The 11997-nt window shown below is 72.1% G+C and carries 11 protein-coding genes; 6 read left to right on the top strand and 5 right to left on the bottom strand.

Annotated features, from left to right (window positions below; all coding sequences use genetic code 11):
• The first annotated feature begins 263 nt into the window (after positions 1-263).
• Positions 264-1325, top strand: coding sequence for an NAD-dependent epimerase/dehydratase family protein (locus tag ACGFZ2_RS02190; protein ID WP_393449201.1), 1062 nt, complete (start codon positions 264-266; stop codon positions 1323-1325).
• A gap of 109 nt (positions 1326-1434) precedes the next feature.
• Here ACGFZ2_RS02190 and ACGFZ2_RS02185 read toward each other — a convergent pair whose 3' ends face one another.
• Positions 1435-2904 carry a hypothetical protein gene (locus ACGFZ2_RS02185; RefSeq protein ID WP_393449198.1) on the bottom strand — a complete coding sequence of 490 codons (1470 nt, stop codon included), beginning with the start codon at positions 2902-2904 and terminating at the stop codon, positions 1435-1437.
• Positions 2905-3048: 144 nt separating this feature from the next.
• Here ACGFZ2_RS02185 and ACGFZ2_RS02180 point away from each other — a divergent pair, with 144 nt between their 5' ends.
• From ACGFZ2_RS02180 to ACGFZ2_RS02170, 3 genes are read left to right on the top strand one after another with little or no spacing between them, the layout of a single operon-like run.
• Entirely contained in the window at positions 3049-3723 is a 675-nt protein-coding gene (locus ACGFZ2_RS02180; protein ID WP_393265826.1) for a glycosyltransferase family 2 protein, read from the top strand.
• The gene (locus ACGFZ2_RS02175) at positions 3720-4394 is read left to right on the top strand and encodes a DUF2064 domain-containing protein (protein WP_393449195.1); all 675 of its coding nucleotides are present in this window, start codon (positions 3720-3722) and stop codon (positions 4392-4394) included. The genes ACGFZ2_RS02180 and ACGFZ2_RS02175 overlap by 4 nt, the downstream gene beginning before the upstream one ends.
• Positions 4391-5071, top strand: a complete 681-nt coding sequence (locus ACGFZ2_RS02170; RefSeq protein WP_393265821.1) for a methyltransferase domain-containing protein — start codon at positions 4391-4393, stop codon at positions 5069-5071. The genes ACGFZ2_RS02175 and ACGFZ2_RS02170 overlap by 4 nt, the downstream gene beginning before the upstream one ends.
• 116 nt (positions 5072-5187) lie before the next feature.
• Here ACGFZ2_RS02170 and ACGFZ2_RS02165 read toward each other — a convergent pair whose 3' ends face one another.
• Both ACGFZ2_RS02165 and ACGFZ2_RS02160 read right to left on the bottom strand, forming a co-directional pair.
• Positions 5188-6684, bottom strand: coding sequence for an IMP dehydrogenase (locus tag ACGFZ2_RS02165; RefSeq protein ID WP_393266055.1), 1497 nt, complete (start codon positions 6682-6684; stop codon positions 5188-5190).
• 229 nt (positions 6685-6913) lie between these two features.
• Entirely contained in the window at positions 6914-7579 is a 666-nt protein-coding gene (locus ACGFZ2_RS02160) for a maleylpyruvate isomerase family mycothiol-dependent enzyme (RefSeq protein ID WP_393449192.1), read from the bottom strand.
• 171 nt (positions 7580-7750) lie between these two features.
• Here ACGFZ2_RS02160 and ACGFZ2_RS02155 point away from each other — a divergent pair, with 171 nt between their 5' ends.
• The gene (locus ACGFZ2_RS02155) at positions 7751-8764 is read left to right on the top strand and encodes a sigma-70 family RNA polymerase sigma factor (protein WP_393449189.1); all 1014 of its coding nucleotides are present in this window, start codon (positions 7751-7753) and stop codon (positions 8762-8764) included.
• Between the two features lie 399 nt (positions 8765-9163).
• Here ACGFZ2_RS02155 and ACGFZ2_RS02150 read toward each other — a convergent pair whose 3' ends face one another.
• Positions 9164-9832: a TetR/AcrR family transcriptional regulator gene (locus ACGFZ2_RS02150; RefSeq protein WP_393449186.1), complete on the bottom strand. Its 669-nt coding sequence runs from the start codon at positions 9830-9832 to the stop codon at positions 9164-9166.
• A gap of 90 nt (positions 9833-9922) precedes the next feature.
• Here ACGFZ2_RS02150 and ACGFZ2_RS02145 point away from each other — a divergent pair, with 90 nt between their 5' ends.
• The gene (locus ACGFZ2_RS02145; RefSeq protein WP_393449183.1) at positions 9923-11122 is read left to right on the top strand and encodes an FAD-dependent oxidoreductase; all 1200 of its coding nucleotides are present in this window, start codon (positions 9923-9925) and stop codon (positions 11120-11122) included.
• Positions 11123-11261: 139 nt separating this feature from the next.
• Here the strand turns inward: ACGFZ2_RS02145 and ACGFZ2_RS02140 are convergent, their stop codons facing one another.
• Positions 11262-11849 carry a hypothetical protein gene (locus ACGFZ2_RS02140; protein ID WP_393449180.1) on the bottom strand — a complete coding sequence of 196 codons (588 nt, stop codon included), beginning with the start codon at positions 11847-11849 and terminating at the stop codon, positions 11262-11264.
• Positions 11850-11997 lie beyond the last annotated feature (148 nt).

Here is an 11997-nt window from a genome sequence, read left to right as displayed (position 1 = left end):
ACGCCCGCGTCGGCCCGCCAGGGTCGGGCCCCGGAGGCGGGTCTGGCGGCGGGTCGGCGGGCACGTTTCTCCTGGCGGCGAGTCGTCGAGCCCGGCGCGGCGGGCCCTCGTGCAGCACGCTAACCGGCAGCACCACCCGCCGGCGGGCTTTGCCGCATTACCGAAGCTCACCGCCGGTCCGCATCACCGAGGGCCCTTACGGAAGGCTGACGTCCGACCGGAACCGGCCCGCGGGGCCACCGGTCTGACCTAGCGTGACGGGAATGCGCGTACTCGTCACCGGCGCCGCCGGATTCATCGGATCGCAGGTCGCGGACCTGCTCGTCGCCGAGGGGCACCACGTGGTGTGCCTGGATGCGCTGCTGCCGCAGGCACACGGGGGCGCCCTTCCCGAATGGTCCCGCCGGCACGACCCGGTGGTCGGCGACATCCGGGACCCGGGGCTGCTCGACGACCTGCTGAGCGGCGTCGACGCCGTCTGTCACCAGGCGGCGATGGTCGGACACGGGCTGGACCCGTCGGACGCCCCCGACTACGTCAGCCACAACGACTACGGCACGGCGGTGCTGCTCGCCGCGATGCACCGGGCCGGTGTGTCCCGCCTGGTGCTGGCCAGCTCGATGGTGGTGTACGGCGAGGGGCGCTACGTGTGCGCCCGGCACGGCGTCGTCCGGCCCGCCCTGCGGCGCCCGACCGACCTGGCCGCCGGCCGGTACGACCCCACCTGCCCGGAGTGCACCGGCACCCTCACCCCGGCACTCGTGCCCGAGGATGCCCCGCTGGAGCCGCACAGCACGTACGCGGCCAGCAAGCTGGCGCAGGAGCACCTCGCCGCCGCCTGGGGTCGGCAGACCGGGGGCGGGGTGTGGGCGTTGCGTTACCACAACGTCTACGGTCCCCGGATGCCCCGCGACACCCCGTACGCCGGGGTCGCGTCGATCTTCCGGTCGGCGCTGGCGGACGGCCGGCCGCCGCGCGTCTACGAGGACGGCCGGCAGCGGCGCGACTTCGTGCACGTCACCGACGTGGCGCGGGCGAACCTGCTGGCCCTGACCGCGCCGACCCCGGACGGCCTGGTGCCGGTGAACGTCTGCTCCGGCGAGCCGCACACCGTCGGCGACCTGGCCGCCACCCTGGCCTCGGCGATGGGTGGGCCGGCGCCGGTGGTGGTCGGCGGGGCCCGGGCCGCGGACGTGCGGCACGTGGTGGCCGACCCCGCTCGCGCACGCGAACTGCTCGGCTATGCCGCCCGGGTCGGTTTCGTCGACGGGGTGACTGCCTTCGCCACCGACCCGCTGCGCGAGCCCGCCGCCGTGGCGGTCTGACCACACCACCGCACCCGCCGCCCGCTGGCCCGCCCGGCGACCCCGCCGGCGACCGCCCCGGCCGTCCCGGGTCGCGGCCCCACCCGCCCCCGGCGAGGTCGGCGTTCGGTCAGGAGACGGTGAACAGCAGGTGGTTCACGGCGAGGGCGGTCAGCGCCTGCCCCGCCAGCCACCAACGCCGGGCCGGCGCGGGCAGGTGCGCGACGGCGACCAGCAGCCAGACCGCGAACGGCAGCCAGATCCGCTCCACCTCGGCCTTGCTCATCCCGGACAGGTCGGCGGCGGCCACCGCCAGCGCGGCGGCGGCCGGCAGCAGCATGGTCGGTTCGCGGGCCCGCCACGCGAGTGCGACGAGCCGGTGGTGCCGCACGAGGCCGCGCACCGCCGAACCACCCGGTTCCGGGCCGCTGGCCAACGGGACCGACGGACCACTTCCGACCCGTGTCACCGCCCCTCGGCCCGCCCGAGCCGCGAGCAGTGCGCGGCGCAGCGCCGGCCCGGCCACCGGTCCGGCGGCGAGCAGCAGGGCCGCCAGGTTCGCCCAGACCCAGTAGCCGTACGGGCGGTCGGCCGCCCAGCCCTGGTAGTAGCGCTCCACCACCAGGTCGTACCCCCGCCACCACTGAAAGCCGGCGACGGTGAACACCACCACCACCGCGGCCACCCCGGCCGCACCGGCGAACATCGCGCCGCGCCGGCGCGCCGGCCGCAACGCCAGCACCGCGAGGGCCAGTGGCGCAACCAGCACGAAGCCATACGACAGGTACAGCGCGAAGCCGAGCAGCAGCCCGCCGGCCAGCGCGATCGCGGGCCCGCGTACCGCCAGCAGGGCCAAACCGGCGGCGACCACACCGGTGAAGACACCGTCGGCGGAGGCGCCCACCCAGACCGCCCCCGGCAGCAGCACCAGGAACGGCAGCACCGCCCGACCCGCCTCGCCCGCGCCCAGCGCCCGCAGCGTGACCGGCACGGACACCGCCACGGTCGCCCCGACCAGGACGCAGGCCAACGCCGCCGCCGTCCCGCCGCCAAGGCCGATCCGGTCCAGCCCGACGAAGAGCAGCAGGGCTCCCGGCGGATGGCCGGCCGTGTGGGTGGACCACGAGTCCGGTTGGAAGTCGAGGATCCGGTCGGTGAAACCGACCAGCATCCGCCCGACATCGGTGACCCGCGGCACCTCGTGCAGGTACTCCGCCTGCGGAGTGAGCCGCCGGGCGAGCCCGGCCGACCAGCCGTCCACCAGCGCCAGGGCGAGCGTCCAGGCCACCGCCGCCAGGTAGCCGGCGAACAGCAGCGGGCCCCACCGGGCCGCTCGGGCCCACCGCAGCCCCGGCCCGAGCACGGCCGCGGCCACCAGCAGCGCGACCGGGGTGCCCCAGCCCAGGTGCGGCCGCCAGGTGGCGTAGAGCGGCGCGGCCTCGGCGTGCAGGTCCACACCCCGATGGTTCAGCACCGCGCCGATCACCACGGCCGTGGCCAGCAGCGCCGCCTCGACGCCCAGCACGACCAGGTCGCCCCCGTCGCGCGCCGGGACGCGGTCGGAGACGGGCGAGCGGGAAAGTGTGGCGCCGGGTCTCATGTCGACCGGACGGTACGGTCTGCCCCGCCCCCTGTCAGCCGAGTCGTCGGTACGTCACCGGATGGTAAGAAGTGCCTGTTCGGTAGGCGTTCCGTAAGGCCGAACGCGGAACGGGTGGCCCCGCGCGGACTTAGCGTCGGGGGTATGCCGACACCGATCGACGTGGTGCTGCCGTGCCTGGACGAGGCCGCCGCGCTGCCCGCCGTGCTGACCGCGCTGCCGCCCGGATACCGGGCGATCGTGGTGGACAACGGGTCTCGAGACGCCTCGGCCGAGGTGGCCGCCCGGCACGGCGCCCGGGTGGTCCATGAGCGCCGTCGGGGGTACGGCGCGGCCGTGCACGCCGGGATCGAGGCCGCCGAGACCGAACTGGTGTGCGTCCTGGACGCCGACGGCTCGTTCTCCCCTCGGGAGCTGCCCGCCCTGGTCGCCCCGGTCGCCGGGGGGAGCGCCGACCTGGCCGTCGGCCGTCGCCGGCCGGTCCGTGTCGGGGTCTGGCCCTGGCACGCCCGGGCCGGAACGGCGCTGGTCGCCGCGCTGCTGCGGCACCGGGGGGTGCCGCTGCGTGACCTCAGCCCGATGCGGGTGGCCCGTCGGGAGGCGTTGCTCGGTCTCGGCGTCACCGACCGGGCCTTCGGCTACCCGCTGGAGCTGCTGATCCGGGCCGCCGCCGCGGGCTGGCGCATCCACGAACTCGACGTCGCGTACGCCCCGCGTGCCACAGGCACCCGCTCCAAGGTCTCCGGCTCGTTCCGCGGCACCCTGCGTGCCACCCGGGACTTCGCGGCCGTGCTGCGCACCGTGGAGCGCCCCCGGTGACCGTGCTGCTGGTGGTCGCCAAGGCCCCCGTGCCGGGCAGGGTCAAGACCCGGCTCTGCCCACCGGCGACCCCGGTCCAGGCCGCCCAGCTGGCCGCCGCCGCGCTGCGCGACACCCTGGACGCCGTGCGGGACACTCCCGGGGTGACGCCGGTGCTGGCGTTGGCCGGGCGCCTCGCCGACGCCGAGGACGCCGCCGACCTGACCGCCGCCGTCGCCGGTTGGCCGGTCCTGCCGCAGCGGGGCGTGGATTTCGCGGCCCGACTCGCGAACGCCCACGGCGACGTCGCCGACGCCTTCCCCGGCCGTCGGGTGCTTCAGATCGGGATGGACACCCCGCAGCTGACGCCGGCGCGGCTGTCCGCCGCCGTACGCCGGCTGGCGGACGCCGAGGCGGTGCTGGGACGGGCCGCCGACGGCGGCTGGTGGGGGCTGGGGCTGCGCGACCCGCGGCAGGCGGTGGCGCTGCGCGGGGTGCCGATGTCGACTCCGCGCACCGGCCGGTCGACGTGGTCCGCGCTGACCGGGCGAGGGCTGCGCACGATGCCGCTGCCGGTGCTGCGGGACGTGGACGACTGGTCGGACGCGCGGGCGGTGGCCGTGGCGACCCCGGGTGGCCGCTTCGCCCGCCAGGTCGCGGCGGTGCGCCGCGCCATGGTGGTGCGGGCGTGACCGGGGACGGTTTCGCCGCCGCCCTGCGCGACCGGGGCGACAACGCGCACTGGCTGGTGCCCGCCGACGGACTGCGCCGCCGCCTGCCGGTGCACCGGTGGCACCGGCCCGCCGGGACGGCAGAGGCGGCGGTGGTCACCCGCTGCACCGGTCCCACCCTCGACCTGGGTTGCGGCCCGGGCCGGGTGACCCTGGCCCTGACAGTGGCCGGGCTGACCACCCTCGGGGTGGACGTGTCGGCCCGGGCGGTGGCGCTGACCCGGGCCCGGGGCGCGGTCGCCGTGCGGGCCGACCTGTTCGGCCCGTTGCCGGCGGAGGGACGCTGGGCACACGCGGTCCTGCTGGACGGGAACATCGGCATCGGGGGCGACCCGATCGCGCTGCTGCGCCGGTGCCGGGCGTTGCTGCGGCCGGCGGGAACAGTGCTGGTCGAGCTGGAGCCGCCCGGCTCCGGCGCCTGGCAGGGACAGGTCCACGTGGCATCCGGCCGGCACCGGGGCCCGACCTTCCGCTGGGCATGGCTCGACACGTGCGCGGTGGCGGGCACGGCGGGGGCGGCCGGGTTGGCGGTCGGCGAGGTCTTCCGCTCCGGCCGCCGCTGGTTCGCCGAGCTGACCCGCTCGGAGCGTCCGGGCCCGCACCGACGCGCGCCCGTCGTGGCACTGCCACAGTTGTGATCTTCGTCAGTAGTTGGCGCGACGTGATGCGTTGCCGGGACGGGGACGAAGCGCGGTGCCGTGCCCCGGGGACGCGGATGTAGAGGTCAGGCCGCCCGTGATGACGAAGCGGCCGTCTACTGTCCGCTGCCGCCTGAGCCGCTGCGCAACCGGACCTCGGCGCCATTCTGTTCGTAGCTCTGCTGCGACACCTGGACGAGCACCGCGTCGCGGTGAAAGTCCGGCAATGTGATGGCGCCGCAGCTGACCATGGTGGCGCGCAGTTTCGCAACCGTACGGGCAATGTTGGGGTAGAGGCTGCCGGCATACGGCACATAGCCGTCGACGCCTTCCTCGAACGGCAGCTCGGTCTCGCCCTGGTCGTAGCGGGCGACGTTCCGGGCCCGTTGGGAGCCCTCACCCCAGTATTCCTTGAACAGCTGCCCGTCGAGATTGACGAGGTTGGAGGGGCTTTCGTCGAATCGGGCGAAGTAACGCCCGAGCATGATGAAGTCGGCGCCGAGGGCGAGGGCGATCGCCATGTGGTAGTCGGCGAGGAGACCGCCGTCGCAGCAGATCGGCACGTAGATGCCGGTTTCGTCCGCGTAGCGGTCGCGTTCGGCCACCACGTCGATGAGTGCGGAAGCCTGCCCGCGGCCGATGCCTTTCTGGTCGCGGGTGATGCAGATCGACCCGCCGCCGATACCGACCTTGACGAACGCGGCACCGGCATCGGCGAGGTAGCGGAACCCGCGGCCGTCGACGACGTTCCCCGCGCCGACCGGGACAGCGCCGTTCAACTCACCAACGGCGTACTGCAACGTCTTCTGCTGCCAGACCGAGTGGCCGTCGGAGGAGTCGATGCACAGCACGTCCGCGCCGGCCTCGACGAGGGCGGGGATCCGGTCGCGGTAGTCGCGGGTGTTGATCCCGGCGCCGACCCGGAACCGCTTGTCGTCGTCGATGGACTCGCTGCGGAACTGTTTGTGCAGCTCGTAGTCGCGGCGCAGCACAATCGAGGCGAGGCGACCGTCGGCGGTGACGATCGGCAGCAGGTCGAGGCGGTGGTCCCAGATGAGGGTGTTCGCGTCGGACAGCGAGATCGTCGGTGGCGCGGTGACCAGACCGTCGGCCGGGCGCATCCGGGACTCGACCGTGCCGTTGAGGTCGTGACGCTGGGGATGGAAGTCGGCGGTGGAGATCAGGCCGATGAACAGGCCACTCGAGGTGCCGTCGTCGGTGACGACCGCGACGTCCCGTTCGGCGGCCTTGAGCAGGCGGCTGACCTCGCCGAGCGTCGCGGATGGCTTCGTGTTGATGTCGGAGTGCCGGAAGCCCGCCTTGTGGCGCTTGACCGCGCTGACCGACTCGGCCTGCGCCTCGACGGTCTGGTTCTGGTGGATGAAGCTCAGCCCGCCGGTCTGCGCGAGCGAGATGGCGAGGCGGGGCGAGGAGACCGCTTGCATGATCGCGCTGACGAGCGGTACGGCGATGCGCAGTGGCGAGGACCCGCCGACCGGGTGCCGCACGATGGGCGTGGAGAGGTCGACGTTGTCCGGGGTGCAGTCCTCGGTGGTGAGGTTCGGCACGAGTAGGTACTCGTTGAGGGTGCGGGAAACCTCGGGGAGGATCACGACCACGCGCTGCTCCTAAACACTCCGCCGCGGCGGGCTGGCTGGAATGCAGACACACGCTACCAGCGCCGCAGCAGCCACTGCGGTCGGTCCCATGGCCCGGCAGGTCGGCGCCGCAGGTGAGGCCGGCCCTGCCGGGACACAACCCGCCTCTCGCGGCTTCGCCGATGAGCGGTCGGTGCGCAATGGCTGTGGGGGCGCTTCAGGGGTTGCCGCGTACGGATGTCGATCAGACAGGGGTGCAGCGGTCGCGCAGGGTTGCGACACCGTCGCCTTCGAGTTCGTCGCAGTACGTGGTACGCCCAGTCATCGCCATGGTCAGTGCCAGGGTGGTGCCGGACACGAGTGGCCCGGAGCCAGTGGTGAAGGGGCCGTCGTTCGCGACGAGTCGCAGGCCGCGGATGCGGCCTTTGGCCAGGACCACCTGGTCGGAGCCCTGGTAGTACCGGGCGACCTGCGTGATGGTCTCGATCGGGTAGGGCCGGCGGATGTCCAGGGGGCGCCGGATGTCCTCCCCGTGCACGATCGTTTCGCCGAGCATCGCCATGGTCGGCAGCGGCGGTTTGGTCCTGCTCATGACGATGCCGCGGAATCTTTCCAGTGTCTCGGCGGCAGTTGCGCCCAACTGCTCGTTCAGCCGCATGGTCACCTGCTTGTCGAAGTCGAATCTGCATCGGATGACCCCTGCCAGCCATTGCCAGGAGTTCAGGCTTGCCCCTGCGATGAGGTGAGCGAGCACCTCTCGTACCGTCAACCCGGTGCACAACGACGGCGTCGCGAACTGCTGATCAGTCAGGCCCGCGAGGTCGGCCGCCAGTGCCGCGCGTTCTGCGTGGATCCGAGACCAGGTGTCGCTTCCACGATCGATGCGGGCTCCTGCTTCCTTCTCGGTCATGTCGAGGTCTCCTGTCGTGGTCGAGTGTCGGTTCATCAGGGCGAGATGACGCCGGTCCAGCGGTAACTGGCTCCGGTGGTGAGGGTCTGCCGGAGTGGAGACCGCCGCTGCGGGGCAGAATCGTCGCTCGTGAGCAAAGATCCTTCTGGGTTGGCTGGAGACTCGGCTGCGGTGCGCGACGAGCATGCCGATCTTGGCCGGGCGCGCGAGGGTGACGACGAGGCCTTCACCCGCTTGGTCCAGCCACTGCGCCGGGAGTTGCACGCCCACTGCTACCGCATGCTCGGCTCAACCCATGACGCCGATGATGCGGTGCAGGAAACCCTGCTGCGGGCTTGGCGAGGACTCGCGCGATTCGAGGAACGCAGCTCTCTGCGCTCGTGGCTCTACACCATCGCAACCCGGGTCTGTCTGAATATCGTGGAGTCCCGTGGTAGACGGCCGCTACCCGTCGACCTTGGTCCCTCCAGTGACCGTGCGGTGCTCGATGACCGGCCGCTGACGGAGTTCGCCTGGCTGGGCCCCTACCCTGACGCCGGCCTCGGCGACGGTCCATCAGCTCCCAGCGCAAGGTATGAACAGCGTGAAGCCGTCGAACTTGCCTTCGCCGCCGCGTTGCAACATCTACCGGGCAACCAGCGGGCGGCGCTGCTGCTCTTCGACGTCCTCGGCTTCTCTGCGGCCGAGATAGCCAACACGATGAACACCTCGACCACCTCGGTGAACTCGGCCCTCGCCCGCGCCCGCCGGGTGATCGCGGAGAAGGTCCCACCGCAGTCCCAGCAGCAGACCCTACGGAAGATCGACGACGCTCGCGTACGGCAGATCGTCGCCCGATTCTCCACCGCGTTCGAGCGCGGTGACGCCGATGCGCTCGTTGCCCTGCTCACCAGCGACGTCACGTGGTCGATGCCCCCGATGGCGCACTGGTACCGCGGGATCGAGGCGGTCACCGACTTCGCCGTTCGGATCCCGCTGACCGGTTGCGGGAGTTGGCGGTATCGTCCGACGACTGCGAACGGTCAGCCTGCCGTCGGGTTCTACCTCGGCAACGACCAGGCGGGCCCGCACCTTGGTTGGTCGATCACCGTGTTGACCTTGAGGGATGAGCGCATCGCGGAGATCACGTCGTTCCTCGGCGCGGAGCACTTCCCGGCTTTCGCACTGCCGACGTCACTACCGTGATCCGGACAGCGGCCCAACGTACGTTGACCGACCGCACGCTCATGGCACCAAGGTGCTCGGCAACCCGCGCGTGGATCATCCCGGCGTTGGAGCGGAATTGGAGTACGTCCATGGCCTGGGGTAGCAGGATCGGCGGATCGCTTCTCGCATCGCGAGGAGACCAGGTATCGCCAGCCCATTCGAGAAGCTCGACCGCCTCAAGCCGCTGCCCGCGCCGGGCAGCCAACACGGCTGATGCCCGGCGATCCCGAAGTCGAACACCGGCCAAGTATGCCGACCCCAACGCCTCCGGCGCCCCACATGCTGCTTTCCACGTTGTCGCCGGCCACAACCCCGGCTCCCACGGCACCGTCACAACCGGGGCTCTTGCCTCGCGGTTCGACGTGCATGTCGAGGTCGTCACCGACGGGGACCGGGCTGCCGACCGGGACGGCTGGCGGGAGGCACTGCACTCGCGCCCATGACGGGACGAGGTTCTCGCGCCGGACCGAAGACGCCGGCGCGGAGGGCTGCGGCGGCCGCGGCGGCGGCACGTCGGGCGAACTCCTCGTCGATGGGTTCGTCGATGACGAGCAGCCGCAGGAAGAAGGGCGCGCCCAGGATCTCGATCGCGGCCCGGACATCGGTGCCATCAGCCAGTTCGCCGCGGGCGACGGCGTGGTCGACGACGGCCTCGGCCAGGCCGAACCGTTCGGCGAAGAAGCCGCGGACGATCTGCGCGGCGCGCGGGTTGCGGGGCGCGGCCGCGGCAAGGGCCGTGATCAGCTCACCGGGTTCGCCGGCCATGCCGCGCCGGATCAGCAACGCCAGTTCCTCGAGGTCGGTGTCGAGGTCGCCGGTGTCCGGGATCGGGACGACCTCACTGGCGTACTCGCTGAGCAGGTCGCCGAGGACGCCTTCCAGGTCGGTCCACCGGCGGTAGACCGACGTCTTGTTGACGCCGGCCGCCTGGGCGATCCGTTCGACGGTCAGTTCGGCGTACCCGTCGGCGAGGAGGCCACGGGCGGCCGTGAGGACCGCCGCCCGGACGCGGGCGCTGCGCCCGCCCGGACGCTGGCCGACAGACATCGGACACCTCCTTTGACGCACCGGCTGTTGCGTTACACCATCCCACTCGGCAAACTCAAAAGGCAACACGAGTTGCGATTGGAGGCAACCATGAAGGCCACTGTCTGCGTCGTCGGCGGTGGGCCCGCGGGGCTCGTCCTGGGGCTGCTGCTCGCCCGGCAGGGAGTGCAGGTCACCGTGCTGGAGAAGCACGCCGACTTCCTCCGGGACTTCCGCGGCGACACGGTGCATCCCTCCACACTGAACATGCTCGACGAGATCGGGCTCGGCGAACGGATGGCGGTGCTGCCCGGGCGCAAGGCCGGCGCGTTGCGCGTCACCTTCGACGACGGCACCTACGCCGTCGCGGACTTCACGCGCCTGCCGACGCCACACAACTACCTGTACTTCGTCCCCCAGTGGGACTTCCTGGAGATGCTCGCCACCGAGGCGGCGAGGTTCCCCACCTTCACGCTGCTTCGCTCCACCACCGTGACGGGCCTGCTCCGCGACCCGTCAGGCGCCGTCACCGGCGTGCGCGCCGTGAGCCCGGAGGGCGAACTGGAGATCGAAGCGTCGCTCACTGTCGCCTGCGACGGCCGTGATTCGGTGGTACGCCGGGCACTCGGCCTGCGGCCGGTCGACTACGGCGCACCCATGGACGTGCTGTGGTTCCGGATCTCACGCCGCGCAGGCGACGGCGACGGCCTGACAATGCGGGTCGGCGCCGGCGGGCTGATGCTCACCATCGACCGCGGCGACTACTACCAGTGCGCGTACGTCATCGCCAAGGGCGGCTACGACGAGATCCGCGCGGCCGGGCTGGAGGCGCTGCGGGAACAGGTGACCCGGCGGCACCCCGTCCTCGCCGACCGAGTCGGTGAACTCGCCACCTGGGACGACGTCAAACTGCTGACGGTGAAGGTCAACCGGCTGCAGCGCTGGCACGCGCCCGGCACGCTGCTCATCGGCGACGCCGCACACGCCATGTCCCCGATCGGCGGCGTCGGCATCAACCTGGCGGTGCAGGACGCCGCGGCCACCGCCCGGATGCTGGGCCCGAGCCTCGCCGCCGGGCAGCCGGTCACCGAAGCCGACCTCGCCGCGGTGCAGAAGCGCCGGCACCTCCCGACGGTGCTGACGCAGAACCTCCAGCGCGCCGCGCAGCGGCGCGTCGTCGACCCGCTGCTGTACGCCACCGGCCGGATCGACGCCCCGGCACCGATACGCCTGGCGAACCGGTTCCCGGCACTGCAAGCCCTCCCCGCCCGGCTGGTCGGCATCGGCGTACGCCCCGAACACGTGCGTTGACCCACCGTTCCGACAGACGGATGGAGACGCGATCCGCAGGGACGGACTCTCGGGGCAAAAGGTCGGCTGGCGTGGTGGTCGTCGGACGTGTCAGGGGTTCGGGGCGGTCGATACGCTCACAGCCAAGGGCTCTGCGGGCTCAGCCCGCCGATACCTGCCGAGGCGAACGCCCCAGCGGCAGCAGTGCCACCAGCATCAACAGCCCGGCCAACGGCATCAGATCCAAGTTCACCGGCGGCAGCAGCACCCCGACGAGCATGACCACCGGGCTCCACCACGGCAGCCGGCCCGCCCTGGCGGCCAGCACGGCGACCGCCACGATCCCGACGAAGAAGAACAGTGGCCCGACGTCGTAGATTGCGGGTCGCACGCCGGGTAGGCCGGAGAAGTCGTGCTGCACGCTCCGCAGCTCTTCCTTGTCGGCAGCCATGAATGCCTGCACGATGTCTGCTCCGAACTGGACCACGGATGCCGCCAGACCGAGCAGAGTCGCGCCGACCACCACTTCGCGCACCGCCCCGGCGGGCAGTAGCGTCCGCAGCCCCAGGACCAGCGGCACGAACAGGAGGAAGCCGGCCAAGCCGAGGAAATGGGCGAGTTGCCAGTCGAACCCCGGCCCGTACATGTTGTCGAGTCTGCCGACGATACGGGCCACGCCGTAGCCGCCCAACGCGAGCGGCCCGGCGATCAGAGCGAACTTCGCTGCCTTCGTCATGCTGAAGATCATGGTCGCGCACCGGATCATGGTGCCTCCGGCGGAACCCCCGCCCGCGACCCTGAGAACCCCCGCAGAAGTCGACCCTGACCATCTACAGGCGGCCGAGCAAGGCAAGGTCGCGAGCCCAGCAGTACGAACCACGAGCATGCCGAATCGT

It is taken from the genome of Micromonospora sp. NPDC048063, from assembly GCF_043202855.1.
Taxonomy (GTDB): domain Bacteria; phylum Actinomycetota; class Actinomycetes; order Mycobacteriales; family Micromonosporaceae; genus Micromonospora.
The sequence above is the reverse complement of the archived record's forward strand: the minus strand, read 5'-3'. Positions and strand labels throughout refer to the sequence as shown.